This window comes from Stenotrophomonas sp. 05N423, from assembly GCF_056397145.1.
The window spans coordinates 96,078-119,897 of record NZ_JBFTMV010000006.1; the positions used below are offsets into that span (position 1 = coordinate 96,078).

The window sequence follows — 23,820 nt, forward strand, 5'->3', positions numbered from 1 at the left end:
CTTTGGTCCGGAATCAGCGATCCAACGGAGCAGCTCATGAGCACCACCACCATCCGCCTGCCTGACGAGCTGAAGGCCCGTGTCGCCGAGGTGGCGAAAGAAGCCGGCATAACGCCGCATGGCTTCATCCTGGAAGCGATAGCCGAGAAAGCGGCGCTGGCCGAACGTCGCGCCGACTTCGAAGCCGAGGCGGAACGACGCCATGCCGGCATCGCCGCGTCGGGACAAACCATCCCCTGGGACGAGATGCGCAGCTATCTGGAGCGTCGGGTGACGGGCCAGGCCGCCCGGCGCCCCGCTGCCCGCAAGCTGGCGAAATAGCGGTGACGCGGATCGAACTTGCGCCAGAGGTCGGGGAGGATTTCGAACGCATCCTCCTGCATCTCGAGCAGTACGATGCCGGACAACGCATGGCCCGGCTTGGCGGCATCATCGAAGCCCTCAACGTGCTGGAAAGCAGCCCCCTGATCGGCCGCCCCTGTGGCGAGGACATGCGCGAGCTGGTGATTGGCAGGGATGCACGCGGATACGTGGCGTTGTACCGGTATGTTGCCGGCATCGACACCGTGTTCGTCCTTGCCATCAGGGCGCAGCGCGAGGCCGGGTACCTGCGCTGATCCGCGGCGAGTCCAGAGGGTCTTCAGCCTGCTGGCTCCTACCGCCCCATGTATTGCTCGGCATAAAAGCCGCGCACGAAACCGTCGATCTCCTCCGCGCTCATGCCGTCCCCCTGCTTGCGGGCGGCGGCCACGGCCTCGCGGTACTGCGCGGTCTGTCTGAACGCCTGGAACTTCCGTTCGCGCCAGGCGCCGAACTGGTCGGCATCCATCGACAGTGCCTCGACCACCCGGCCCTGGGCGATGCGGTAGACGCGATAGTGCGCATAGGTGGAGGCGTAGCCCATGTGCACGTAGTCGACCAGGCGCCCGTCGGGGACGATCAGCGCGCCGCTGTACCAGGTGGCGGCCGCCGGCCCTCCTTGTGGAAAGAGTTTGTCCAGCAGGTCGACGCTGCTCGATTCCCCGCTCTGGCGGTCGTACAGGCGCACCTCGATCTTGCGCAGCAGCAGCCGGTCGCCGTCGATCGCCCAGTGCGCCACGTAGCCGCGCCAGTTGGCGCTGCTGCGCGCGACGTTCTCCGGCAGGAAATCGGGGCGGTCGCGCAGCTGGCTTTCCAGTGGATTAGTGTTGAGCGCGTACTCGCGGCCTTCGATGAGGATGCGGTCCGCTACCTGCGCGGTCGCCCCCGCGGTTCCGGCCAGCACCAGCAGCAGGCCCGCCAGCAGCACGCGCATCGCCAGGTCCATCGCTTTCTCCGTGGTCATCGTCATCGTCGAAGTTACCGGTCTGCGTCCGCACCTGTCGCCCACGGCGCGCGTTCGAGGCCCGCGGCCAGGTAGTCGATCAGCGCCTGCACGCGCGCCGGGCGGCGCAGGCCGGGCGGGGTGACGATGTGCAGCGCGATCGGCTCCACCTGCCAGTCGTCCATCGCCGTTTCCAGGCGGCCGGCGCGCAGGTCTTCCCAGACCATGAACTCCGGTTGCAGCGCCAGCCCGAGGCCCTCGCGCAGGGCCGTGGCGAACATCTCGGCGTTGTTGGCCTGCAGCTGGCGCGGCACGGTCTGCGCGAACTCGCCATGGCGGCTGTGGCGGAAGCGCCAGCTGTTGCCGCCGCGGGCATGGCTGTACTGGAAGCCGCGATGGCGGCCGAGGTCGCGCGGATGCTTCGGCCTGCCGTGTTCGGCGAAATAGGCCGGCGCACCCACCAGCAGGATGCGCACCTGGCACAGGCGCCGCGCGCGCAGACTGGAGTCGGCCAGGGTGGAAATGCGCAGCGCCATGTCGAAGCGCTCGGCCACCAGGTCCACCTGCGCGTCGCTGAGCTGGATGTCCAGTTCCACGTCCGGGTGCTGGCGCATGAACGCCGGCAGCAGCGGCGCCAGCTGCGCCACGCCGAACGACATCGGCGCGGCCACCCGTACCAGCCCGCGCAGCGTGGTCGAGCGGTCGGCGACCTCGGCTTCCACTGCCTCGCCCTCGTCGAGGATGCGTGCGGCACGTTCCAGCGCCGCTTCGCCGGCCCCGGTCAGCGACATGCGCCGGGAGGTGCGATGGAAGAGCGTGGTGCCGATCCGCGTTTCCAGCCGGGTGATGGCCTTGGACACGGTGGCCTGCGACAGCCCCAGTGCTTCGGCGGCGCGGGCGAAGGAACCGGCCTCGGCGACCTTGGCGAAGATGGCCCAGGCTTCCAGATCGGGCAGTTGGCTCATGGCGGTGGCCGCAGGGGGACAGGGGAGATCATTGCACAAACGGAAAGGATGTCTTTTCAATCCTTCCATTCCGGATGGGAAAGTGCAGGCCTAGACTGGCCCCCATCGCAACCACCCATGCAGGAGAACGCCATGATCGAGCGTCGCCCGTTTGCAAGCCTTGGCGGAGCCAACCACGGTTGGCTGGATGCCAAGCACCACTTTTCCTTCGCCGAGTACCACGATCCGGCACGCGTCCACTGGGGCGCGCTGCGGGTCTGGAACGACGACACCATCCAGGCGGGTACCGGCTTTCCACCGCACCCGCACGCCGACATGGAGATCGTCACCTATGTCCGCGAAGGCGCCATCAGCCACCAGGACAACCAGGGCAACAAGGGCCGTACCGAGGCCGGCGACGTGCAGGTGATGAGCGCCGGCACCGGCATCCGCCATGCCGAATACAACATGGAACCGGGCGTGACCCGCATCTTCCAGATCTGGATCATTCCCGACGAGCGCGGCGGTGCGCCGGCATGGGGCACCAAGCCCTTCCCCAAGGGCGAGCGCTCAGGCCGTTTCATCGCCCTGGCCAGCGGTATCCCGGGTGACGAGGACGCCCTGCCGATCCGTGCCGATGCCCGCGTGCTGGGCGCGTCTCTGAAGGCTGGCGAGAGCACCGAGTACCACTTCAGCGACACCACCCGCCACGGCTACCTGGTGCCCAACACCGGCAAGGTGGAAGTGAACGGCGTGCTGCTTGATGCCCGCGACGGCGCCGCCATCGCCGGCGAGGGCAGCATCACCGTCCGCGCGCTGGAAGATGCCGAACTGGTGCTGGTGGATACCGCCGCCTGAGCGGCTGGACCGGCTGAAGAGTGAATGACGCAAAGGCGCGGGCGACCGCGCCTTTGTGCCGTGCGGACGGGATGGGACAGGAGCGGCGCAGGTGGCGATGCGACCACGACGGCAGGACCGTGGTCGCCGTTTCCGCCGGCGCGATGGCCGGGTATCCACCCGACACGACGCATGAAATACGGATGGGCCATCTGCATCGATTCGCGAAACCGGGGTAGAGGCCACCCTGCGCCTGCGTGCATGGACTGCACGCAGCGCAAGGGCCGGAAAGAAGCGGACGGCCCTTGCGCCGATATCCGCGCGAATACGACGCGGCATGCGCGGCGGCTCCGGATTGCCGGCATGCCCCGCGCTCACCGCCACGGCACTGCTATCGTGGCCGCATGCGCGACTTCCTCTACTACTCGTCCCTGCTTCTGCTCGGGTTCGCCTGGTACCGGTTCGGACAGAAGCAGCTCCGGAAAGAACCCTTCGACGAGAACGGCGCGCCCACCCAGGGGCTGGTCGGGCCGATAGGTTTCCTGATGACCGCGGGCGTGGCCGGCTATGCCCTGTTCGCCGTCATGCGTGCACTGGTACGCGGCGAAGTACCCTGCGTCGGCAAGGGTTGCGCCGGGCAGCTGTATACCCTGGCCGCCCACGCAGGCGCGTACTGGGCCAACCTCTTCTTCCTGGTGTGGCTCGTGCTGGCGTTGGGCTATGCGCTGTACGTGACCCTGAAGATCTGGTTCCGCCGATGATCCAACGCGTGCCAGGGGCCGCCCGTTCCGCCTGGTGATGCTGTCGCGCGGGCCTGTGGTTGGCGCCGGCACACCCGGGATCGGGCCCCCGGCCACGAAGGCGCCTGGAATGGCGGCGCCCGTGGTCCATGCCTAAACTGCGTACCTTGCCAACCGGGAACATCCGTCATGCAGGCGAAGGGCGAGTTCGACATCACGCGTGTTCCGCAGGAATCACTGGACGCCGGGGGCGGCGCGGTCGTCGGCCATGTCCGTTTCGACAAACGCTTCCACGGGCCGCTGGATGCCACCAGCGTGGTGCACATGCTGGCGATGATGTCGCCGGTGTCCGGTTCCGGCGCCTATGTCGCGCTCGAACGCGTCGAGGGCACGCTCGATGGCCGCCGCGGCAGCTTCCATGCCCAGCACAACGGCGTCATGGACCGCGGAACACCCCGCCTCGACCTCACCGTGGTGCCCGACAGCGGCACCGATGAACTGGCGGGCCTGCATGGCCGCATCGCCATCGACATCGTCGACGGCAGGCACCACTACACCTTCGATTACGGTTTTCGCGAGGATTGAGGCGGAAGCCGAGCCGCCTGCGCAGGAGCGCAGGTAGGAGCGCACTTCAGTGCGCGAAGGGGCTTTGCCGGTAGAGTCCTTCGCGCACTGAAGTGCGCTCCTGTGGCAGATGGATCATTGCGGCTTCCTGCGCCGGGGACTGCGCGCCGGCTTGCGGGCGGCGACCGCGCCATCGGCGTCATTGCCGCCGGCCACGCCGCCGCCGAGCTGCTCCAGCCACGACAGCGCGTCGGTGTAGGCGACGAAGTGCTGCAGGTAGTCGGGGCAGACCTCGCGCATCAAGGCCATCGCGCGGTAGGTGAGCACGCTCGAATGCAGCGGGCCGGCATCCTCGGGCAGACCATCCACGCATTGGCGCAGCAGGCCGTCGATGCGGATGCGGGTCCACAGCTGTTGGAATTCGTCCAGCACCGGCATCGGCGCGGCGATATCGGCAGCGGGTGTCCCGCCGCTGGTTTCGTCAACCAGAACCGCGGTGGCGGGCTGCACGGACGCATCCAGCCGCGGCGTATTGCCGAACTGGTCCAGCAGCTGCTTCAGCGGCGTGCCGCCGGCGCTGCGCGATGATGCCTTTGCGGGTGTGCGGGGCGGCAGCGCGGCATAGGCGTCCGCCAGTTCGTGCAGGCGTGCTTCCAGGCGTTGCCGTACCGCGCCATCGTGGCGCGCCGCACGCTGCGCCAGCGCGCTCATCAGCGCGAAGCGCAGCGGGTCGATGCGGTCGGCGCCCTGCTGGCGCCAGGCGTCGAGCCGCGCATGGACGCTGGCGGCCTCAGTGGGCATCGGCCTTGCCGCCGGGCTTTTCGTTGGGCTTGTGGCGCGGGATCGGCGCGATCTCCACGCGGCGGTTCCTGGCGCGGCCGGCATCGTCGTCGTTGGAGCTCACCGGCTGCTCGGCGCCGAACGCGGCGGCGAATACCGATGACGACGGCACGCCGTCGGCGATCAGGGTGCGGGTGACGGTGAGCGCGCGCGCCGCCGACAGCTCCAGGTTGTCGGCAAAGCGGGCGTTGGCCGCGCGCACCGGCTGGTTGTCGGTGAAGCCACTGACCATCAGGATTTCGTCGCGCGCGGACAGGTAGTCGCGCAGCGGCCCGGCAATGCTCTGCAGCAGCTCGCGGCCCTCCGGCTGCAGCTGGTCGGAGTTGAGCGCGAACAGCACGCTGCCACTGATGCCGATGCGGCCGTCGATCACGGTCACGCGGCCGGCGGCCAACGGCGCGGCCAGCGCCTGTTCCAGCGTCTTCAGCCGCGCGGCTTCGGCCTGGCGCTGCTTCACTTCCTCGTCCAGGCGGTTGTGCAGCAGCAGCTGGATGCCGATGACGCTGGCCAGGATCAGCACGAACGCGCCCAGCAGCACCGACATCAGGTCGCCGAACGCGGCCCAGGTGGTGGCGCTGGATTCGGCGTCGAACTCGATCTCGTCGCTCATGCGCCGGCGGCCCTGTCGCGCGCGCCGGCCAGCTGCTGCAGCTCGCCGATGATCTGCTTCTGCGACAGCATGCTCAGCTCGATCACCTCGCGCGCCTGCGCCACGTAGTAGGCGAGCTGCTCATCGCTGCGCGCCAGCGATTTCTCCAGCGCCGATTCGATGCCCTGCAGGCGTTCGTTCAAGCTCTCGGTGGACTGGCCGAACGACTGCACCGCGCCGCCGAACGCCTCGCCCAGGCTCGCCACTTCCAGCGCGCTGCCGGTGACGTGCGCGGCGGCGCTGTCGAGCTTGCCGGCCTCGCCCTCGACCTGCGCGCTGAAGCGGTTGCCGACGCGCTCCAGCAGTTCGGCCGAGGTGGAGACCAGCGCGTCGATGGCGCCGCGCTGTTCGGTCGAGGCGTGGTTGACCGCATCGAGCAGGGTCTGCACGGTTTCCAGCAGGCGGCCGCGCTCTTCCAGGGTGGCGGTGTCGCGCACCATGCTGTCGGACAGCTTCTGGCGCAGCTCGGCGACCACTTCGGCGGCGGCTCGCGGCGCCTCGGAGGCGGTGGCGACCAGCCGCGAGATCTCGGCCAGGGTGTCGCGCGCCTGTGCCTGTGCCTGCGCGTGGATCGCCTGCGTGGTCTGCGCCAGCGTGTCGCACACCTGCTGCTGCTGCGCGGCCACCTGCGCGCTGTTCTGCTCCCAGCGCTGGCCGAACTCGCCGGTCAGCTGGGCGAAGGCGTCGCGCCACTGCGCCAGGCGCTCGGCGTCGCGCGTCTGCAAGGCATCCTGCAGTTCGCCGTGCGAATGCTGCAGGGCGTCGATCATCGCGTCGCTGCGCTGGGCGAAGGCCGAGGCCGCTTCGGTCAGCGCCTGCGCGTTGCCGGCGATGCCGTCCAGCGCGCCGCCGGCGGCCGCCTGCAGCTGGGCCGAGACCTCGCCGGCGGTGCGGGCCAGCGCGTCGCAGACCTGTTGCTGCTGCTGCGCGACCTGCGTGCCGTTGCGCTGCCAGCTTTCGTCCAGCGTGGCGAGCATTGCCGCCAGCGACTGCGACCACTGCGCCAGCCGCTGTTCGTCGCGTGCGGCCAGCGCCGACTGCAGGTCGCCGTGCGACTGCTGCAGGGCATCGACCAGGGTGCGCGCGTGCTGGTCGAAGCTGGCCGAGGCGGCGACCAGCGCCAGCTCGTTGCGCTGGGCCAGTGCTTCGTGCGTTTCGCGCTGGCGGGCCAGCGCGCTGTTCCAGGCATCGGCGGTGCGGGCGGTGCTGTCCTCCAGCCGCGCCGCCACGCCATCGACCAGTGCGCCAGAGCGCTGCTCGAAGGTGCTGGCGAACTGCTGCAGTGCCTGCTGCAGGCCGTCGGCCAGCGCGGTATTGCCACGCTGCTGTTCGGCGACGGCGGCGTTCCAGCTGTCGCGGGCGGCGCTGGCCGCGCCCTGCACGGCGCTGTCCAGACCGTCGAGCTGCGTGCGCACCGCCTGCTCGATGGCCGCATGCAGTTGCTCGGATTTCCCGGCCAGCCCGGCCATGGTGGTGTCCACCACCGGCTGCAGGGCGGCGCCGACGGCGTTGGCCTGCTGGGCGATGCCCTCGCGCAGCGCCTGCTGCAGCGAGGCGGCCAGCTGCGTCCATGCCGCTTCGCTGCGCTGGTGGAATTCCTGCTGGCTGGATTGCAGGCGTTCGCCGGCATCGTGTTGCTGGCGTTCCAGCGTCCCGGCCAGGGCCTGCAGGCGCTCGACCAGCACCGGCATCAGCGCGTTCTGTTCCTGCAGCAGGCGGAAGGTTTCGCGCTGCTGCACCGATGGCGACAGATGCCCCAGCTGTGCGGCGATGCCCGCATCCAGCTGCTGCACCACCTGCGTGCGCTCGCGCCGCAGCAGCGCGGAGAGAAGGCCCAGCGCCGCCGAGGTGGCGACGCCGGCGATCGAGGTGCCGAAGGCGAAGCTCAGACCCTTGACCGGCGCGGCCAGCGAACTGCGGATGGCGTCCAGGTCGCTGGCGCTTTCCAGCGCCAGGCCGGTGCCGCGCAGGGTCGCCATCATGCCGAGCAGGGTGCCGAGCATGCCCAGCAGCACCAGCAGGCCAACCAGATAGGGCGTCAGCGCGGGCGCGGGCAGGCCGATGCGCTCGCCGGCGATGCGCAGGCGCACGCCATTGCGCAGGCCCGGCTGCAGCCGCGACAGCCAGCCATCGAGGTTGGCGGCGGCTTCGTCCAGCGAGGGCAGCGCCTGTACCAGCGTGGCGGTGGCCTGCCGGTAGCGCAGCAGCTCGAAGGCGCCGGCCAGGTAGCAGGTGGCGATCAGCGCGGCGACGGCGGCGGCCAGCGGGTGGCTGCCGAGGTAGCCGATGCCGATCCAGCACACGGCCAGCAGGCCGGCAAGGAAGACGACGGGGGCGATGAGGTTTCTGGACATGGAGGTGCGGTTACCGGGTGCGCAGCGCGGCGAGCAGGCCGTCGATGGGGTGGAAGCGGACTTCCAGTTCGGCCAGCAGCGCGGTGCGCATGTCCTGGCGGAACCGTGCCAGCCAGGGGCCGGTGGTGGGAGCCGCGGGGGTGTCGTCCGGTGCGTCGGCGCCGGTGGGATCGTTGGTGTTCGGGGCGCCGGCATCGCGCAGGCGCTGGTAGTGCAGGCCGAGCAGGCCGGGGACCACGGCCAGCAGCGCCTGTTCGCGCGGGCTGAGCGTGGCCTCCATCACCGCATCGACCTCGGCCAGCCGCGCCTTGGTGGGCGATTGCAGCGCCAGCATGTCGCGCAGGCGGCCGCGCAGCAGGCCGGTGGCCGCCTGCATCGCGCGCTGCGCGGCCAGGCAGTGCTGGCGGTAGGGCAGGTAGCCGGGATCGATGCCGGCGGCGCTGGCATCCTTGCGCCTGGGCGCGGACAGGTCGATGTCGGCGTCGATGGTGTCCAGCAGCGTCTGCCGCAGGCGCGCGCATTCGGCGTCCTGGGCGTCGTCGAAACCGGCGCCGGCCTCGGCCTCGGGCAGGCGGTTGTCCAGCGCGCGCGACAGGGTGATGGCGCGGTTCCAGTCGAACCACTGCGCCAGCCGCTCGGTCAGCACCGGCGGCGTGCGCGGGAGGTCGGCGTCGCCGAAGCGGGCCAGCAGGCGAATGAACGCCGGGCCCAGCACGGGCGCCCGTGTGGAAGCTTTCGCCATGGTCCTGACCGGAAAATCGGGCATTTTACATGGCAGGGCAGGGGGCGCCCCCTCCTCCGCATTCATGTCCGGCAGCCGCGGGGACAGGCACGGCGCCCTTCAGCGCGCGTGGCGCTTGAGCAGTTCCAGCAGTACTTCGGCCTCGGCAGCCCGCCTGTCGGGATCCTTTTCGGCGACGACATGGTCGCTGAGGTGGCCGGCCATCACCTCCAGCATCAGTCCGTGCATGGCGCCCTTGGCGGCGGCGATCTGCACCAGCACCGCGTCGCAGTCGTCGCCGGCCTCCAGCGCCTGTTCCAGCGCGGCCACCTGGCCGGCGATGCGGCGGACCCGGGTGAGCAGCTTCTTCCTGTCGCGCTGGATATGTGCCATGCCTCGGATCGTATACCCTATGGGGGTATATGAGAAGGCTGCCACGATGAATCTTGAAGTCCTTGCCCGGTCCCGCCAGCACAGCCACGCCTTCAGCGAAGGCAACCCGATGGCGGAGAAGAACACCCGCCGCGCCATGATCCTGACCGTGCTGATGATGGGGGTAGAGATCGCCGGCGGCTGGTGGTTCAACTCGATGGCGGTGCTGGCCGATGGCTGGCACATGAGCTCGCATGCGCTGGCGCTGGGGCTGGCCGCGTTCGCCTACGCCTGCGCGCGGCGCTACCGCGACGATCCACGCTTCGCCTTCGGCACCTGGAAGATCGAAATCCTGGCCGGCTACACCAGCGCGATCCTGCTGCTGGGCGTGGCCGCGATCATGGCCTTCGAATCAATCGCGCGCGTGTTCAGGCCCAGCCCCATCCACTACCCGCAGGCCATCGCCATCGCCGTGGTGGGGCTGGCGGTGAACCTGCTGTGCGCCTGGTGGCTGCGCGACCAGCACGACCATCACCACGGTCACGGTCACGGTCATGGGCATCACCACGACCACGGTCATCACCATCACGACCTCAACCAGCGCTCGGCCTATCTGCACGTGCTGGCCGATGCGGCCACCTCGGTGCTGGCGATCATCGCCCTGCTCGGCGGCCTCTACTTCAACGCGTCCTGGCTGGATCCGCTGATGGGCATCGTCGGTGCCGTGCTGGTGTCGTTGTGGGCCTGGGGCCTGATCCGGCAGACCGGCCGTGTGCTGCTGGACGCGGAGATGGACGCGCCGGTGGTGGCCGAGATCCGCGAAGCGGTCGAGCAGGGCGAGGTGCCGGCCCGCATCAGCGACCTGCACGTCTGGCAGGTCGGCCGTGGCCGCTTCGCCTGTTCGATGGAAGTGGTGACGGTGCCGGGCGTGGACGCCGAGGTGTTCCATCGCGCGCTGTCGATCCACGAGGAGATCGTGCACGTCACCGTGGAGGTGCGCAGTTCAGGCCAGTGACGGCAACGGTGCTCAGATGATGCGCAGCGTGATCGCCTTGAGCACCGCGCGGGTGCGGTCGCGGGTGTCCAGCTTGTCGAGGATGGCCGAGACGTAGTTCTTCACCGTGCCTTCGGCCAGGAACAGGCTGCCGGCGATCTCGCGGTTGCTGTAGCCGCCGGCCATCAGCCGCAGCACGGCTACTTCCTTCTGGCTGAACAGCTCCTTGGGCGCGTCGTCGGCGTGGTAGCGATAGCGCTGCCGCACCGCGTCGGTGCTGACCGGCTGCAGCAGGGTCTGGCCGGCGACGATGCGCACGATGGCATCGCGCAGGTCCTCCGGCGCGGCGTCCTTGAGCAGGAACCCCTGCGCGCCGGCTTCGGCGGCGCGCAGCAGCAGGTCGCTCTCGTCGAAGGTGGTCAGGAACAGGCAGGGCGTGGTGTCGCCGCGCCCGCGCAGCGCCTGCAATGCCTGGATGCCGTCCATGCCGGGCATGCGGATGTCGGAGACGATCAGCTGCACCGGCTGCTGCTGCAGCTGCGCCAGCAGGGCTTCGCCGCTGTCGGCCTCGAACGCGATCTCGATGCCCTGCTGCTGCAGCAGGGCGCGCAGGCCGGCGCGGATCAGTGCCTGGTCGTCGACCAGCGCGATGCTCGGAGCGCCGCTCATGCCGCGAACTCCGCCTGGATGTGCAGTGCACCGGACGCGCTGCGCTGCAGCTGCAGCCTGCCGCCGTGCTCGGCGACACGTTCGCGCATGCCGGTCAGGCCGTTGCCTTCGCGCAGTCCGCCGCGCAGGCGGCCATCGTCCTGCATGTCCAGCAGCAGGTATCCATCCTTCCGCCGCAGGGCGACGTGCAGTACCTGCGCATCGCCGTGGCGCGCGCTGTTGGTCAGGGCTTCCTGCACGCAGCGCAGCAGGGCCTCGGCCACGGCGGTGTCGCGGACGTGCACGTTGTCGTCCAGCTGCAGGTGCAGCCGTGGTCGCGGCAGGGGCGCGGCCAGCGCGTGCAGGGCGGTGGCGATGTCCAGTTCGCCGCTGTCGCGCAGCGACTGCACCACCGCGCGTATGTCGCCGAGCAGCTCGGCGGAAAGCTGTTCGCACAACGCCAGCCCGGCCGGTGCGTCGGCACGTCCTGCCAGCGCGCGCAGCTGCAGGCGCAGCGCGGTGAGTTTGTGCCCGGCGACATCGTGCAGGTCGCGCGACAGCCGCAGGCGCTCGGCGTCGCGCGAGCTTTCCGCGAGCAGCGCGCGGGTGGCGAGCAGGTCGGCATTGACCAGCGCCAGCCGGTCGCGGGCCTGCTCGGCGCTGCGCGCGTAGTGCGTGGTGAGCATGGCGAAAGCCTGGAAACCGGCGAAGATCATCACCACCACGCCGGCATGCTCGTTGACCCCGCGCAGCACGGCGTACATGCCCAGGTTCAAGGCGAAAACAGCCAGCAGGGCGATGCGCAGCGGCCAGGTGGCGGCGACCTGCGCGGCCAGCATCACCAGCAGCGCCGGCGCCACGCCGCTGTAGTGGGCCAGCCGCACCAGCGCCAGCGCCGCGACGGCTTCGGCCAGCAGCAGTGCCGCCCGCTGCCACGACGCCTGCGGCAGTGCCGTTGCCACCAGGAAGGCGGCCAGGAACAGCAGGGCACAGCCCCAGCGCCATGGCAGCAACGCGGCGTCGCCGTAGGACAGGGTGAAGGCCACGGCGTACCAGGTGAGCAGGCCGGCCAGGTTGAGGGGATGAAGTAGTCCGCGCCAGCGCGACTGCGAGCCGATTTCCATGCGCGCATGCTGGTGGCGCGCGGCGTCGCCGGCAAGGGGGCCGACGCAGAAAGTGACTTCCGGCAGGGTCCGAGAGTGACCGCCGCGACTGCCGCGGCCAGCGCCGTTCCGCGAACCTGTGCACAGGCCGCCGCATTCCGCCGGCCGTCACCGGAGGGAGCGTCATGCCTGGATACGCGTTGTTCGTCGCACTGCACATACTGGCTGGCGCGATCGCGCTGGCTGGATTCTGGTCGGCGGCGTTGATGAAGAAGGGTTCGCCGCGCCACCGTGCGCTGGGCAAGGTGTACCTGGTGGCGATGGCGGCGATCGTGGCTACTGCGCTGCCGATCACCGTGCAGTACGCCTTCTTCCGCCAGCAGCCGTTGTCGGCGCTGTTCCTGGCCTACCTGATGGCCATCACCGCCAATGCCACCTGGCTGGCGTGGCGCGCGGTCACCGACAAGCGCGACTGGAAGCGGCTGGTAACGCGCATCGGCTGGAAACTGGCGCTGTGGCCGATGGTGCTGCTGGCGCTGGCCACGCTGGTGGTGGGCGTCCGCCAGGGCCAGATGCTGTTCCTGGGCTTCTCGATGATCGGCCTGTGGGCGGGCTGGCGCATGGCGAAGTTCGCCCGCCGCGGCCCGTCGCGCCCGGACTGGGCGCTGCGCCAGCACTACCAGTCCATGCTGGGCGCGGGCATCGCCACCCACGTCGCCTTCCTCGGCATCGGCATGCGCCCGGTGTGGCAGTGGCTGCAGGCGCACGCCACGGTGCCGCCGCTGCTGGTCGAACTGTTCCCGTGGACGGCGCCGGTGGTGGTCGCGGTGGTCGTCGGCATCCGCCTGGACCGCAGGTACGGTGGCCGGCGGGCGGTGCGGAACACGGCGGCCAGGCCGGCGCAGTGAGCTGCGCCCGCGGACCGCACGAATGAAGAAGCCGCCCGAGGGCGGCTTCTTCGTTTCTACTTCCGGCGATGCGGTGGCTCAGACGTCGCCGCCGTCGGCCCAGCCTTCGCCGCTGCCGCGCTGGAACACCCGGTCGCCGTCCTGCACGTCGCCGGCCGGCAAATGCGCCTGCTCGGCCAGCCGCGCGTAGATCGGGGTGAAGTCCGGCTCGGTCGCCGCCATCAGCTGCTCGAAGCTGTCGATGACGAAGTAGGTCTTCTGGAAGGTGTCGATGCGGTAGCGGGTGCGCATGATCCGCTCCAGGTCGAAGCCGATCCGGTTCGGTGCCCCCGATTCCAGCGAGTACAGCGATTCGCCCTTGGACGAGACGATGCCGGCGCCATAGATGCGCAGGCCCTCGGCGGTGTCGATCAGGCCGAACTCCACCGTGTACCAGTACAGGCGGGTGAGGTTCTGCAGCGCGTCCGGGCCGATGGCGTGTGCCTTGACGCCGCCGCGGCCGTAGGCGGCCATGTAGTCGGCGAACACCGGGTTCATCAGCAGCGGGACATGGCCGAACAGGTCGTGGAACAGGTCCGGCTCGGCGATGTAGTCGATCTGGTCGGGGCGGCGGATCCACCACGTCACCGGGAAGCGCCGGTTGGCCAGGTGCTCGAAGAAGTCCAGTTCCGGCAGCAGGCCTTCCACACCGACCAGGGTCCAGCCGGTGGCCGCACCCAGTACCTCGTTGAGCTGGTCGAAGCGCGGGATCATGTGCTCGCTCATGCCCATCTCGTCCTGGGCATCGAGGAATTCCCGGCACGCGCGGCCGACCAGCAGTTCGCGCTGGCGCCGGTACAGCGTGCTCCAGGTGGCGTGGTCGTCGGCGCTGTAGCCGTCCCACGGCTGCTCCACCACGGCGGTGGTATAGACCGGCACGTATCCCTTGTCGGTCTGTTGGTGCTCTACGCGGCGCGGGGACGTGTCCATGGCGGTGTTCCGGGAAGTCGATCACCCGGATGGTAGAAAGCTGGCCGCGCAACAGGTGTGCGAAATTGCGCCGGACGCATGACATGGCGCAACATTGTTGCGTTGATTCGATGTTGCGAGGCAACAAAATGAATGCCATCTCCCTCGATCGCACGGATCTGCGCCTGCTGGCGGAAATCCAGCAGCACGGCCGCGCCACCAATGCCGAACTGGCCACGCGGGTGAACCTGTCGCCTTCGGCCTGCCTGCGCCGCGTGCAGCGGCTGGAAGCCGAAGGCGTGATCGCCGGTTACGGCGCGCGCCTGGAACCGCGCGCCATCGGCCTGGGTCTGCAGGCCTTCGTGCGCGTGCAGCTGTCCAAGCACGGACAGGCGGCGATCGGCCATTTCGTCGAGGCGGTGCAGCTGTGGGACGAGGTGGTGGCCTGCCATGCGCTCACCGGCGACATGGACTACCTGCTGCACATCTATGTGCGCGACCTGGACCACTTTTCCGCGTTCCTGCTGGACAAGCTGCTCGACGCCGCCGGCGTGGCCGACGTCAATTCCAGCTTCGTGCTGCGCACGGTCAAGGAGTTCCGTGCGCTGCCGCTGTCGCAGCTCGGACGCGGTTGATGCCGCCCGGCGCGGAAGCGGGCGGGGCAGCCGCCTATTGGATCAGGATGCGATCGACGCCGGCTTGATCCGCATCATGGTGGCCGTGGGAGCGGGCGCGGAGGATGGCGCCACCCCACACGAGAGCCCGCCATGTCGATCCGCCTCCTCCATGCCCTGCCGCTGTTGTTGGCCGCTGCCCCGGCGTTGGCGGCCGATACCGGCGGCACGCCACTGCTGGACCTGCGTTACCGCTACGAGCATGCCGGGCAGGACGGTTTCGCCCGCGACGCCGATGCGCATACCCTGCGCGCGCGGCTGGGCTACCGCACCGCGCGCTGGCATGGCTGGTCGGCGCTGGGCGAGGTCGATGGCGTGGCGCATCTGGACGGCGAGCGCTTCAACGACACCCGCAACGGCCGCACCCGGTACCCGACGGTGGCCGACCCGGATTACGTCGAGATCAACCAGGCGCTGCTGCGCTACGACGCCTCGCGCGGCAACGTGCAGTTCGGGCGGCAGCGCATCAACCTCGACAACCAGCGTTTCGTCGGCGGCGTGGGCTGGCGCCAGAACGAGCAGACCTACGACGGCGCGATGGCCGAGTTCAGGCCGGATGCACGGTGGAAACTGACCTATGCCTACGTCGGCAACATCAACACCGTGTTCGGCCCGGACGAACCGCCCGCCCCCAGCCTCACCGCGCCGGCCAACATCCACGGCGACAGCCACCTGCTGCAGGCGCGGTTCGCGCCCGGTGCGGCGCTGGCGCTGACCGGCTACCACTACCGGCTGGATCTGGAGAACGTGGCGGTCACGGCGGGCGCGCCGCGCGGCACGCTGTCCAGCAACACCACCGGCCTGCGCCTGCAGGGCAGCCACGACGCCTTCGGTTACGTGCTGGAACATGCGCGGCAGGTCGATGGCAGCGGCAACCCGTGGTCGCTGGACAGCCGCTACTGGCTGGGCGAGGCCAGCCATGCCGCCGGAAACGTGAAGAGCACGCTCGGCTATGAAGTGCTCGGCGCCGGCCACGGCAGTCCCGGCAACCGCGCCTTCCAGACGCCGCTGGCGACCAAGCACGCGTTCCAGGGCTGGGCCGACCAGTTCCTGACCACCCCGGCCGACGGCCTGCGCGATGCCTATGCGGGCGTGGCGCTGCCGCTGGCCGGCGGCAAGGCGCAGGCGTGGTACCACGACTTCCGCAGCGACCGCGGCAGTCATCGCTACGGGCGCGAGTTCGACCTGTCGTGGGAGCGCGCCATCCCGCAGCTGAAAGGCCTGAGCGTGCTGCTCAAGGCCGCGCGCTACCGCAGCAGCGATGAGCTGCGCACGCGCGATGCCGACAAATTCTGGGTGCAGCTGCAGTACACCCGATCGTAGATGTCGCCTTGCGCGCTGCCCTCCACCTGCAGGGAGGCAACGCCTTGGCCGGATGAAACGCCGGTCGCCGGCTCAGCGCGCCGGCGCGGCGCAATCGCCTTCCTTGCCGCGCAGCTTGTCCAGCCGCGAGCGGCCGTCCAGGCAACGCTGGTAGGCCTCGGCCGCCGCGGCGCCGGCACGCGCATCGGCGTCGCGCGCGCTGGTCGCGTGCGCCTGCTGCAGGCGGGCGATGCCGGCGCGGATCTGCGGCATCGCCGCCATCGCCGCCTTCTCGCCTTCGAGGATGGCGCGGCCGCGCTGTTCGAAATCGGCCGCACCGATGTCCAGCACCTGCGGGCGGATCACCACGTCGGCGCGCGCCAGCTCCTGCTCGCCCAGGCGCTGGCCCATGATGGCGATGGACTGGTTCACCGTGCCCAGCAGGCTGCCCGGGCGCTGGCCGCTGGCCTTGCTGGAGATGTCCACGGCGATGACGAACTCGGCGCCGAGCTGGCGCGCGGCGTCCACCGGCACCGGGCTGACCACGCCGCCGTCGACGAAGGTCTTGCCGCCGATGCTGACCGGTTCGAACACGCCCGGCACCGAACTGGATGCGCGCACCGCCTGGCCGACGTTGCCGCGCACGAACACCGCGCGCTCGCCGGTCTCCAGCTGGGTGGCGACCGCCGCGAACGGCTTTTTCAGCTGCTCGGCCGGCTTGTTGCCGACCTGCGCGTTGACGTAGTCCTGCAGCTTCTGGCCCTGGATCAGGCCGCCGGAGAACAGGCGCACGTCGCGGATGCTGGCCTGGTCCAGCGACACCGCCTTCTGCTGCATGTCGAAGGCGTTCATGCCGCTGGCGTACAGCGCGCCGACCACGCTGCCGGCGCTGGTGCCGGACACCACCACAGGCTCGAAACCGTTGGCCTCCAGCATCTTGATCACGCCGATATGGGCGAAGCCCTTGGCCGCGCCGCCGCCCAGGGCCACGCCGATCTTCACCGGCTTGGCCGGCGTGCCCGGCACCGCCGGCCGTGCCGGTGCGGTCGGTCGCGTGTTCTCGCCACCGCAGGCAGCCAGCAGGCCAAACAGCGACAGGGACAGCAGCAGGCGGGCGTTGCGCGGCTTCATGATGAATGGGTATGCGGGAAAGGGCGCAAGCATAGCGGCAACCGGCCAAACCGCGGGCCAACGGCCGCGGTCGCGATCAGAACCGGTTGTCCCCGTCCAGGATGCGCCCCAGCCCGCCCAGCACCGAGCCTTCGCCGCGGCTCTGGCCGCCGCCCTGCGGTGCGGCCGCGTACATGCGCCCGGCCAGGCGCGAGAACGGCAGCGACTGCAGCCATACCTTGCCGGGGCCGGTGAGGGTGGCCAGGAACACGCCCTCGCCGCCGAAGAACATGCTCTTCAGGCCAGCCACGCGGCGCACGTCCATGTCCACGCCAGCGTGGTAGGCGACAACGCAACCGGTGTCCACGTCGATGCGTTCGCCGGCGGCCAGTTCGCGCTCCACCACGCAGCCGCCGGCATGCACGAACACCCAGCCGTCGCCCTCGAGTTTCTGCATGATGAAGCCCTCGCCGCCGAACAGGCCGGTCATCACCTTGCGCTGGAAATGCACGCCGACCTGCACGCCGCGCGCGCCGGCCAGGAAGCTGTCCTTCTGGCAGATCAGCTGGCCGCCATGCTCGTCGAGCTTCATCGGCAGCACGGTGCCGGGGTAGGGCGCGGCGAAGGCGACCTTGGCCTTGCCCTGGCCGGCATGCGTGTAGAGCGTGGCGAACAGGCTCTCGCCGGTGATGACGCGCTTGCCGGCCGCCAGCAGCTTGTCCATGAGCCCGGCCCCCTGGCCTTCGTGGCGGCCGTCGCCGAACACGGTCTCCATCCGTACCGCCGCGTCCTTGAACATGAGCGCGCCGGCCTCGGCGATGGCGCTCTCGCCGGGGTCCAGCTCGATCTCCACGAACTGCATCTCATGGCCGACGATGCGGAAGTCGATGTCGTCGGCGCGGTTGCGGCGGCCGCCCACCGGCGGCGGCATGGGCGGCGGCGCCGCCTGGCCGCCGAACTCGGGCAGCGACGCGGCCGGCTGCCAGCCCTGCATGCCCTCGCGCCAGGCCAGGGCGTCGCGGTGCAGCTGCGCGTGGCGGCGTGCCGCCTCGTCGTCCAGCGGACCGATGCGGTCGGGTTGTCCGGGGGTGTGGAAGTACCACTGGCTCATCGGCGTGCCTGGCTGGGAAAGAGCCGCCAGTCTATGCGGTGTCGGCGGCGCGCGACGCACGCACCGGCGGTCGTTCCGCACGCCGCCGGCGGGGTGCGGAAGGCCGGCATTCCCATTCATTTTTTTCCTTCGATCTGCCGCTAAAGCGGCGACTGCCAATGCCGATAGTTTTCGCACCGCGAGGAAGGGCTGGAGGCCATGCCGCGCAGTTCTTGGCAATGCCGCCATGCTCGGGTGGCTGCCGCAAGGCAGCCATGAAGGAACCACCCCTCCGCCCCGGGAAAGCGGAGCGGTGGCGACGGAATGAGTCAGGGCGTTCACTCATTCAAGGGGAACTTCCATGTCGATCAAAACGCTGTTCATCAGCCTGTTCGCCGTCACCCTGGTCATCCTCGGCCTGGTGTTCGCTTCCATCTTCGAGGTCAAGGCCACCGCGGCCCAGCTCAAGGCGGCCCAGCAGTCCCGTTACGATTCCTATCTGCTGGCCGACGAGCTCCGGCAGAGTTCGGACGACCTCACCCGGCTCGCGCGCATCTATGTCGTCACCGGCGACGAGCGCAACGAGCAGGCGTATGACGATATCGTCGCCGTCCGCAACGGCAGCAAGGCGCGCGCGGACGGCCAGGCCATCCCCCTGCAGAAGCTGATGGAGAAGGCCGGCTTCACCACCGCCGAATTCGCCAAGCTAAAGCAGGCCGGTGACCTGTCCAACGAGCTGGCCAAGGTTGAAAACGCGGCCATGCACATGGTCAAGGGCCAGTACGACGACGGCAACGGCGGCTTCACCCGGGAAGGCGAGCCCGACCTGGAACGCGCGCGCACCCTGATGCACGACCAGGATTACGAGGCCACCAAGGCCGCGATCATGAAGCCGATCGGCGAATTCTTCGTGCTGCTGGACCAGCGCACCGAAGGCCAGGTGCTGGCGGCGGAGAAGGCCAACGGCCTGTGGACCGGCATCGCGGTGGCCTCGATCGTGGCCGCCCTGGTGGTGCTGCTGGGCGCCCTGCTGTTCGCCTTCAGGCGCATCATCGGCCAGCTCGGCGGCGAGCCGCAGGACGTGGTCAAGGCGGTGGAGCGCATCGCCAATGGCGACCTGCAGACCGCCATCGTGCTGCGCCCGGGCGACACCTCCAGCCTGGTGCATTCGCTGCGTGCCATGCAGGGCAGCCTGAAGTCCATCGTGGCCGACATCCAGTCCATGGCCGAGGCGGCGGTGCGCCGCGGCGACTTCAGCGTCAAGATGGACAGCGCCGGCCGCACCGGTTTCATGAAGGACATCGCCGGCCTGCTCAACGAACTGTCCGACGTGACCGAAGCCGGCCTGCAGGACATCGGCCGCGTGTCCGGCGCGTTGTCGGCCGGCGACCTCTCGCAGAAGATCGGGCAGGACTACCCGGGCCTGTTCGGCCACACCGCCAGCGCCGTCAACCACACGGTCGCGGTACTGGCCGCCCTGGTCGATGAGATACGCACCCTGGCCGACAGCGCCGGGCAGGGCGATTTCAGCCGCCGCATCGGGCTGGATGGCAAGAAGGGCTTCGGCCAGGAGATCGGCCGCCTGCTCAACCAGCTGTCCGTCACCACCGATGCCGGGCTGCGCGATGTCCTGCGGGTCGCCCAGGCGCTGGCCCAGGGCGACCTGACCCAGCGCATCGACGCCGAGTACCCGGGCCTGTTCGGCCAGGTGCGCACCGGCATGAACGCCACTGTCGCCAACCTGCACCGCCTGGTCCAGCAGATCAAGGACGACGCCGACCAGATCGGACTGGCCACCACCGAGATCGCCAACGGCAACCAGGACCTGTCCGCGCGCACCGAAACCCTGGCGGCCAACCTGGAAGAGACCGCCGCCAGCATGGAAGAGCTGACCTCCACCGTGCGCGACAACGAACTGCGCGTGGCCCGCGCCGGCGACATCACCCACTCCGCCACCGACGTGGCCGCCCGCGGTGGCGAGATCGTCAAGGCGTCGATCGTCACCATGGACGAGATCGCACAGAGCTCGCGGCAGGTCGCCGAGATCATCAGCGTCATCGACGGCATCGCCTTCCAGACCAACATCCTGGCGCTCAACGCCGCGGTGGAGGCGGCGCGCGCCAGCGAGCACGGCCGCGGCTTCGCGGTGGTGGCGTCGGAGGTGCGCAGCCTGGCGCAGCGCTCGGCCGAGGCGGCCAAGGACATCAAGAACCTGATCACCGACGCGGTGGCCAAGGCGGAGAACGGCACCGAGCGCGTGCACCGGGTCGGCGATGCGATGGACGAGATCGTCACCGGCATCGGTGGCGTGACCGCGATCATGTCCGAGATCCTGCTGGCCAGTCGCGAGCAGAGCAGCGGCATCAGCCAGGTCGCGCAGTCCACCACGCAGATGGACGAAGTAACCCAGAGCAATGCGGCGCTGGTGGAGGAGGTGGCGGCGGCGGCGACCTCGCTGCGCGACCGCGCGCAGAGCCTGCTGCAGTCGGTGTCGGTGTTCAACCTCGGCGGCAGCCTGCGGCTGGCCGCCTGACTCGCCGGGGCGCGGGGGCTGCGGTACCCACGTAGATGCGGGGCTTGCCCCGCATCTGGCTTCACCGGTAAAGCCCGTGGGGTGCTTTCCAGCGCAGGAGCGCACTTCAGTGCGCGATGGGGCTTTCCCACCAATCCCGCACAGGTCGCGCGGGCTGTTGCAGAAGGATCTGCATGCAGGCCCCATCGCGCACCAGGGTGCGCTCCTACGGGTTTTCGCCGTGTTGGTGCAGCGCCTTGTGCAGCACGTCCAGCAGCTGGCCGTCGTCCAGCCGGTGCTCCCAGTACATGATCCCGCCGAGCTTGTTGCGCCTGACGTATCCGGCCTTGATCGCCAGCGACTGCGGATCGTCGTAGGTGATCATCTGCCGCTCGGTGGGGTTCCACAGCCACGGCACCTGCGCCTGCGCGTCCCAGTGGCGTTCCCAGCCGGGCGCGCCGAGGCGGGTCTGCACGATCTCGCTCCAGGTGATGAAGCCGCCATCGCTGGCGAACCTGCGGTACAGGCCGCTATCGACCGGCTCCACGTCGCCGAAGCGGCGTCCGTAGAACGGTACGCCGACATTGATCTTGTCCGCCGGCACGCCGGCGTCGAGGAAGTAGCGCACGGCGCCCTCGGTGGTGCGTTCGTCCGCCGGCGCCAGCGCCGAGCGCGCCAGCCCGCTCTGGTGGCCGGTGGTCGGGGTCAGGCTGCCGTGGAAGTCGTAGGTCATCAGGTTGATCCAGTCCAGCGACCGGGCGATGCGCGGCAGTTCCAGGCCCTCGGCGAACCGGCCCTCGGCCGCGGCGATGGTCAGCAGGTAGTGGCGCTTGCCGCCTTCGCGGTCCAGGCGTGCGCGCAGCGCTTCCAGCAGCAGGGTGAAGTTGCGGCGGTCGTCCGGGCTGTGGCTGATGTCGGCGTCGCCCAGGGTCGGGTATTCCCAGTCGATGTCCAGGCCGTCGAGGTCGAAGCGCCGCAGCAGGGCTACGCCGCTGTCGATGAAGCGCGCACGCGCCGCCGCGGTGGCGGCGGCCTCGGAGAAATTGCCGGCGCCCCAGCCGCCGACGGACAGCACGATCTTCAGCGCGGGGTTGTCGGCACGGTGGGCGACGAGCGCATGCAGGTTGGCCGGGTCGACCTTGTCGGGCAGGTAGACGCTGCCGTCCGGCGCGACCCTGGCGAAGGCGAAGTTGACCACGTCCAGCTGCGCGGCCGGCAGCCGCAGTGGCGCCGGGCCGTCGGTCACATAGCCGATCAGGCGGAAGGGCTGCGCTTGCGCGGCGGCAGCGAAGGCGAGCAGCGCGGTCGCCAGCAGGGCGCGCAGGCGGCGGTGTGGTGCGGACATGGATTGAAGGCCCCCGGCAGGAAAGAGTGCCCAACTCTAGCCGCAATGGTGGGCGCTGCCGCGCGAGATAACGCCTGAAACCGGTGCAGGCGTGCACGGCAGGAGCACGCTGGAATGTGCTCCTGCGGTACGGATCAGCGCGCTTCGGACAGGTCGGTTGCCAGCACGGCGTCTTCGGCGGCGCAGTCGCGCGGCACCGGCAACGCCTGCGCGCGCGCGGCGGCGATCTCACGCCGCGCCGCGTCCAGGTCGGCGCGGAATTCGGCGTTGTCGTGCAGGCGCGCCACGGCGGCCGCACCCATCGCCTGGCCCTGCTGCACGTCGCTGTACCAGTGCACGTTGCATACCAGCCGGCTGTGGCCGTAGTTGCGGCCGCGTTCGAGCAGCGCGGTGGCGCGTTCCGGGGCGATCTCCGACAGGATCAGCGCCCATGCCCAGCCGATGGCGGTGTGGCCCGACGGATAGGAGCCGCTGCCGCGCAGGTGCGGTTCGTCGTCGGGCGTGCAGGTCGGCTGGCCGTTGACCATGAACGGGCGCGGCCGCTGGTAATGATTCTTGGCGGCGCGGGTCGCCGCACTGGCGTCGATCAGGCTGCGCTGCAACAGGCGGTACAGGGCCGGCGTGTGTCCGCTGTCGACCGGCACCCCGAGCGCGCAGCTGAATTGCCCGGCGCCGGTGGGGAAGCGCAGGTCGGCATCGGCGTGGGCCTGGCGGAAGCGCGCGCTGTCGCGCAGCGCGATGGCCTGGCGGGCGACGGCTTCATCCAGAGCGGCCCAGGCCGAACCCGGCGCCGGTGGCGGCGGGCTCAGCGCCAGGCTGTCGGGAATCGCGGCGCCCTGCAGGTAGCCGGTCGGCGCGGGCGCGGGGATCTCGCCATGGCCGGGGGCGACCGGCGCGGGCGTGCTGGCGCAGGCGCCGAGCGCGGCGGCCAGGACGAAGGCCGCGCCCAAGCGCAGCGGAAACGGGGAACGGGACATCGCGCAGGCATGGATCGGCGGAACAGGCCGGCATCATCGCACCGATGCCGCCGCCTACCTATACGGCGCGGGCCCAGGCGGTCAGCCGGCCGTCTTCTTCCTGTACGTCGATCGGGCCGCCGAACACCTCCGACAGCGGGCCGGCGCGCAGCAGTTCGCCGCGCACACCGTCGGCGAAGATGCGCCCGCCCTTCATCAGCACCACCCGCTGGATTTCCGGGATCACCTCCTCGATGTGGTGGGTGACCAGCACCAAGGTGATGCCCTGCCCGGCGAGATGACGCATGGTGTCGATCAGGTGCTGGCGCGAGATCAGGTCCAGCCCGGTGGACGGCTCGTCCAGCAGCAGTGCGCGCGGCTGATTCACCAGCGCGCGGGCGATCAGCACGCGGCGGGTCTCGCCGGCGGACAGCTCGGCATAGCTGCGGCCCAGCAGCGACGAGGCGCGGGCCAGCTCCAGCGCGTGGCGTGCCCGCTCGCGCATGCTGTCGGTGACATCGCGGTGCGCCGGCACCACGTAGCTGGCGAAAAAACCCGAGATCACCGCGTCTTCCACACCCAGCCCGGGCATGTCGGACAGATTGCTGGACAGGTCGCCGGTGACGATGCCCAGCTGCGAGCGCAGCCGGTCCACCTGCCAGCGGGTCTGGCCCAGCACCTTGACCGGCACATGACCGTCGGCGCGCGCCAGCGGGTACAGCTCGCGCGTGATCAGCTTGATGAAGGAGGACTTGCCGCAGCCGTTGGGGCCGAGGATGGCGGTGTGCTGGCCCTGTTCGATGCACAGGTCGAGCTCGTGCAGGACCCGGACCTGGCCGCGGATGACGCAGGCATGGTCCAGTTCGATCAGGGGGGCCGCGATGGCGGCGGGGGCGGTGGACATCA

The 23,820-nt window shown here is 69.9% G+C and carries 25 protein-coding genes; 10 read left to right on the top strand and 15 right to left on the bottom strand.

The features are described from left to right. Positions 1-36: 36 nt before the first annotated feature. Positions 37-321, top strand: coding sequence for a CopG family transcriptional regulator (locus AC1DGW_RS11305; protein WP_478022880.1), 285 nt, complete (start codon positions 37-39; stop codon positions 319-321). A gap of 2 nt (positions 322-323) precedes the next feature. Beyond that, positions 324-617, top strand: coding sequence for a type II toxin-antitoxin system RelE/ParE family toxin (locus AC1DGW_RS11310; RefSeq protein ID WP_478022882.1), 294 nt, complete (start codon positions 324-326; stop codon positions 615-617). A 38-nt stretch (positions 618-655) separates the two neighbouring features. Here AC1DGW_RS11310 and AC1DGW_RS11315 read toward each other — a convergent pair whose 3' ends face one another. Next, on the bottom strand, positions 656-1,330 hold the full coding sequence (locus tag AC1DGW_RS11315) for a hypothetical protein (protein ID WP_478022884.1): 675 nt from the start codon (positions 1,328-1,330) through the stop codon (positions 656-658). Between the two features lie 8 nt (positions 1,331-1,338). Continuing rightward, complete coding sequence (locus AC1DGW_RS11320) at positions 1,339-2,268, bottom strand: LysR family transcriptional regulator (protein ID WP_478022886.1); 930 nt, start codon at positions 2,266-2,268, stop codon at positions 1,339-1,341. Between the two features lie 132 nt (positions 2,269-2,400). Between AC1DGW_RS11320 and AC1DGW_RS11325 the strand changes: the two genes are divergently transcribed. From AC1DGW_RS11325 to AC1DGW_RS11335, 3 genes are all read left to right on the top strand, one after another. Beyond that, complete coding sequence (locus tag AC1DGW_RS11325; RefSeq protein ID WP_478022888.1) at positions 2,401-3,105, top strand: pirin family protein; 705 nt, start codon at positions 2,401-2,403, stop codon at positions 3,103-3,105. 383 nt (positions 3,106-3,488) lie between these two features. After that, on the top strand, positions 3,489-3,845 hold the full coding sequence (locus AC1DGW_RS11330; RefSeq protein ID WP_478022891.1) for a hypothetical protein: 357 nt from the start codon (positions 3,489-3,491) through the stop codon (positions 3,843-3,845). 168 nt (positions 3,846-4,013) lie between these two features. Then, on the top strand, positions 4,014-4,409 hold the full coding sequence (locus AC1DGW_RS11335) for a DUF3224 domain-containing protein (protein ID WP_478022893.1): 396 nt from the start codon (positions 4,014-4,016) through the stop codon (positions 4,407-4,409). Positions 4,410-4,523: 114 nt separating this feature from the next. Here AC1DGW_RS11335 and AC1DGW_RS11340 read toward each other — a convergent pair whose 3' ends face one another. The 5 genes from AC1DGW_RS11340 to AC1DGW_RS11360 all read right to left on the bottom strand — a co-directional run bounded on the left by AC1DGW_RS11340 (position 4,524) and on the right by AC1DGW_RS11360 (position 9,345). Beyond that, entirely contained in the window at positions 4,524-5,189 is a 666-nt protein-coding gene (locus tag AC1DGW_RS11340) for a DUF2894 domain-containing protein (protein ID WP_478022895.1), read from the bottom strand. Further along, on the bottom strand, positions 5,179-5,838 hold the full coding sequence (locus tag AC1DGW_RS11345) for an OmpA family protein (protein WP_478022899.1): 660 nt from the start codon (positions 5,836-5,838) through the stop codon (positions 5,179-5,181). Before AC1DGW_RS11345 ends, AC1DGW_RS11340 begins: the two co-directional genes overlap by 11 nt. Further along, positions 5,835-8,231 carry a DUF802 domain-containing protein gene (locus AC1DGW_RS11350; RefSeq protein WP_478022903.1) on the bottom strand — a complete coding sequence of 799 codons (2,397 nt, stop codon included), beginning with the start codon at positions 8,229-8,231 and terminating at the stop codon, positions 5,835-5,837. The genes AC1DGW_RS11345 and AC1DGW_RS11350 overlap by 4 nt, the downstream gene beginning before the upstream one ends. 10 nt (positions 8,232-8,241) lie before the next feature. Then, positions 8,242-8,973 (bottom strand): DUF3348 domain-containing protein, encoded by a 732-nt coding sequence (locus tag AC1DGW_RS11355; RefSeq protein ID WP_478022905.1) that lies wholly within the window; start codon positions 8,971-8,973, stop codon positions 8,242-8,244. Positions 8,974-9,072: 99 nt separating this feature from the next. Beyond that, positions 9,073-9,345 (bottom strand): metal/formaldehyde-sensitive transcriptional repressor, encoded by a 273-nt coding sequence (locus tag AC1DGW_RS11360; protein ID WP_478022907.1) that lies wholly within the window; start codon positions 9,343-9,345, stop codon positions 9,073-9,075. Between the two features lie 46 nt (positions 9,346-9,391). Between AC1DGW_RS11360 and dmeF the strand changes: the two genes are divergently transcribed. Then, on the top strand, positions 9,392-10,339 hold the full coding sequence (gene dmeF / locus AC1DGW_RS11365) for a CDF family Co(II)/Ni(II) efflux transporter DmeF (RefSeq protein WP_478022909.1): 948 nt from the start codon (positions 9,392-9,394) through the stop codon (positions 10,337-10,339). A 12-nt stretch (positions 10,340-10,351) separates the two neighbouring features. On the opposite strand, the gene AC1DGW_RS11370 is transcribed toward dmeF, so the two are convergent. Together AC1DGW_RS11370 and AC1DGW_RS11375 are read right to left on the bottom strand one after the other, a co-directional pair. Continuing rightward, positions 10,352-10,987 (bottom strand): response regulator, encoded by a 636-nt coding sequence (locus tag AC1DGW_RS11370; protein ID WP_478022911.1) that lies wholly within the window; start codon positions 10,985-10,987, stop codon positions 10,352-10,354. After that, positions 10,984-12,090: a sensor histidine kinase gene (locus AC1DGW_RS11375; RefSeq protein ID WP_478022913.1), complete on the bottom strand. Its 1,107-nt coding sequence runs from the start codon at positions 12,088-12,090 to the stop codon at positions 10,984-10,986. The genes AC1DGW_RS11370 and AC1DGW_RS11375 overlap by 4 nt, the downstream gene beginning before the upstream one ends. A 164-nt stretch (positions 12,091-12,254) precedes the next feature. On the opposite strand from AC1DGW_RS11375, the gene AC1DGW_RS11380 reads away from it, so the two are divergent. Then, positions 12,255-12,977, top strand: coding sequence for a hypothetical protein (locus AC1DGW_RS11380; protein WP_478022915.1), 723 nt, complete (start codon positions 12,255-12,257; stop codon positions 12,975-12,977). 78 nt (positions 12,978-13,055) lie between these two features. On the opposite strand, the gene phhA is transcribed toward AC1DGW_RS11380, so the two are convergent. Further along, positions 13,056-13,946: a phenylalanine 4-monooxygenase gene (gene phhA, locus AC1DGW_RS11385; protein ID WP_478022917.1), complete on the bottom strand. Its 891-nt coding sequence runs from the start codon at positions 13,944-13,946 to the stop codon at positions 13,056-13,058. Positions 13,947-14,074: 128 nt separating this feature from the next. On the opposite strand from phhA, the gene AC1DGW_RS11390 reads away from it, so the two are divergent. Together AC1DGW_RS11390 and AC1DGW_RS11395 are read left to right on the top strand one after the other, a co-directional pair. Beyond that, entirely contained in the window at positions 14,075-14,560 is a 486-nt protein-coding gene (locus AC1DGW_RS11390; protein ID WP_478022919.1) for an Lrp/AsnC family transcriptional regulator, read from the top strand. Positions 14,561-14,692: 132 nt separating this feature from the next. Beyond that, positions 14,693-15,922 carry an alginate export family protein gene (locus AC1DGW_RS11395; RefSeq protein ID WP_478022921.1) on the top strand — a complete coding sequence of 410 codons (1,230 nt, stop codon included), beginning with the start codon at positions 14,693-14,695 and terminating at the stop codon, positions 15,920-15,922. 72 nt (positions 15,923-15,994) lie between these two features. On the opposite strand, the gene AC1DGW_RS11400 is transcribed toward AC1DGW_RS11395, so the two are convergent. Together AC1DGW_RS11400 and AC1DGW_RS11405 are read right to left on the bottom strand one after the other, a co-directional pair. Next, a complete protein-coding gene (locus AC1DGW_RS11400; RefSeq protein WP_478022923.1) occupies positions 15,995-17,032 on the bottom strand; it encodes a patatin-like phospholipase family protein in 1,038 nt (345 codons plus the stop codon). 76 nt (positions 17,033-17,108) lie between these two features. After that, positions 17,109-18,122 carry a TIGR00266 family protein gene (locus AC1DGW_RS11405; protein WP_478022925.1) on the bottom strand — a complete coding sequence of 338 codons (1,014 nt, stop codon included), beginning with the start codon at positions 18,120-18,122 and terminating at the stop codon, positions 17,109-17,111. 340 nt (positions 18,123-18,462) lie between these two features. Here AC1DGW_RS11405 and AC1DGW_RS11410 point away from each other — a divergent pair, with 340 nt between their 5' ends. Then, positions 18,463-20,634: a methyl-accepting chemotaxis protein gene (locus AC1DGW_RS11410; protein WP_478022928.1), complete on the top strand. Its 2,172-nt coding sequence runs from the start codon at positions 18,463-18,465 to the stop codon at positions 20,632-20,634. Positions 20,635-20,839: 205 nt separating this feature from the next. On the opposite strand, the gene AC1DGW_RS11415 is transcribed toward AC1DGW_RS11410, so the two are convergent. The 3 genes from AC1DGW_RS11415 to AC1DGW_RS11425 form a co-directional block, all read right to left on the bottom strand. Beyond that, positions 20,840-21,958 (bottom strand): glycoside hydrolase family 18 protein, encoded by a 1,119-nt coding sequence (locus tag AC1DGW_RS11415; RefSeq protein ID WP_478022930.1) that lies wholly within the window; start codon positions 21,956-21,958, stop codon positions 20,840-20,842. Between the two features lie 134 nt (positions 21,959-22,092). Continuing rightward, a complete protein-coding gene (locus AC1DGW_RS11420; protein WP_478022933.1) occupies positions 22,093-22,935 on the bottom strand; it encodes an acid phosphatase in 843 nt (280 codons plus the stop codon). A 58-nt stretch (positions 22,936-22,993) separates the two neighbouring features. After that, entirely contained in the window at positions 22,994-23,818 is an 825-nt protein-coding gene (locus AC1DGW_RS11425) for an ABC transporter ATP-binding protein (RefSeq protein ID WP_478022936.1), read from the bottom strand. Positions 23,819-23,820 lie beyond the last annotated feature (2 nt).

Bases quoted from the DNA above. Each gene is read 5' to 3' on its own strand.
- AC1DGW_RS11330 (WP_478022891.1), top strand. From the start codon at position 3,489: ATGCGCGACTTCCTCTACTACTCGTCCCTGCTTCTGCTCGGGTTCGCC.
- AC1DGW_RS11305 (WP_478022880.1), top strand. From the start codon at position 37: ATGAGCACCACCACCATCCGCCTGCCTGACGAGCTGAAGGCCCGTGTC.
- dmeF (WP_478022909.1), top strand. From the start codon at position 9,392: ATGAATCTTGAAGTCCTTGCCCGGTCCCGCCAGCACAGCCACGCCTTC.
- AC1DGW_RS11360 (WP_478022907.1), bottom strand. From the start codon at position 9,345: ATGGCACATATCCAGCGCGACAGGAAGAAGCTGCTCACCCGGGTCCGC.
- AC1DGW_RS11390 (WP_478022919.1), top strand. From the start codon at position 14,075: ATGAATGCCATCTCCCTCGATCGCACGGATCTGCGCCTGCTGGCGGAA.
- AC1DGW_RS11395 (WP_478022921.1), top strand. From the start codon at position 14,693: ATGTCGATCCGCCTCCTCCATGCCCTGCCGCTGTTGTTGGCCGCTGCC.
- AC1DGW_RS11320 (WP_478022886.1), bottom strand. From the start codon at position 2,268: ATGAGCCAACTGCCCGATCTGGAAGCCTGGGCCATCTTCGCCAAGGTC.
- AC1DGW_RS11335 (WP_478022893.1), top strand. From the start codon at position 4,014: ATGCAGGCGAAGGGCGAGTTCGACATCACGCGTGTTCCGCAGGAATCA.
- AC1DGW_RS11425 (WP_478022936.1), bottom strand. From the start codon at position 23,818: ATGTCCACCGCCCCCGCCGCCATCGCGGCCCCCCTGATCGAACTGGAC.
- phhA (WP_478022917.1), bottom strand. From the start codon at position 13,946: ATGGACACGTCCCCGCGCCGCGTAGAGCACCAACAGACCGACAAGGGA.
- AC1DGW_RS11345 (WP_478022899.1), bottom strand. From the start codon at position 5,838: ATGAGCGACGAGATCGAGTTCGACGCCGAATCCAGCGCCACCACCTGG.
- AC1DGW_RS11400 (WP_478022923.1), bottom strand. From the start codon at position 17,032: ATGAAGCCGCGCAACGCCCGCCTGCTGCTGTCCCTGTCGCTGTTTGGC.
- AC1DGW_RS11415 (WP_478022930.1), bottom strand. From the start codon at position 21,958: ATGTCCGCACCACACCGCCGCCTGCGCGCCCTGCTGGCGACCGCGCTG.
- AC1DGW_RS11315 (WP_478022884.1), bottom strand. From the start codon at position 1,330: ATGACGATGACCACGGAGAAAGCGATGGACCTGGCGATGCGCGTGCTG.
- AC1DGW_RS11340 (WP_478022895.1), bottom strand. From the start codon at position 5,189: ATGCCCACTGAGGCCGCCAGCGTCCATGCGCGGCTCGACGCCTGGCGC.
- AC1DGW_RS11355 (WP_478022905.1), bottom strand. From the start codon at position 8,973: ATGGCGAAAGCTTCCACACGGGCGCCCGTGCTGGGCCCGGCGTTCATT.
- AC1DGW_RS11370 (WP_478022911.1), bottom strand. From the start codon at position 10,987: ATGAGCGGCGCTCCGAGCATCGCGCTGGTCGACGACCAGGCACTGATC.
- AC1DGW_RS11410 (WP_478022928.1), top strand. From the start codon at position 18,463: ATGTCGATCAAAACGCTGTTCATCAGCCTGTTCGCCGTCACCCTGGTC.
- AC1DGW_RS11325 (WP_478022888.1), top strand. From the start codon at position 2,401: ATGATCGAGCGTCGCCCGTTTGCAAGCCTTGGCGGAGCCAACCACGGT.
- AC1DGW_RS11420 (WP_478022933.1), bottom strand. From the start codon at position 22,935: ATGTCCCGTTCCCCGTTTCCGCTGCGCTTGGGCGCGGCCTTCGTCCTG.
- AC1DGW_RS11375 (WP_478022913.1), bottom strand. From the start codon at position 12,090: ATGGAAATCGGCTCGCAGTCGCGCTGGCGCGGACTACTTCATCCCCTC.
- AC1DGW_RS11350 (WP_478022903.1), bottom strand. From the start codon at position 8,231: ATGTCCAGAAACCTCATCGCCCCCGTCGTCTTCCTTGCCGGCCTGCTG.
- AC1DGW_RS11380 (WP_478022915.1), top strand. From the start codon at position 12,255: ATGCCTGGATACGCGTTGTTCGTCGCACTGCACATACTGGCTGGCGCG.
- AC1DGW_RS11405 (WP_478022925.1), bottom strand. From the start codon at position 18,122: ATGAGCCAGTGGTACTTCCACACCCCCGGACAACCCGACCGCATCGGT.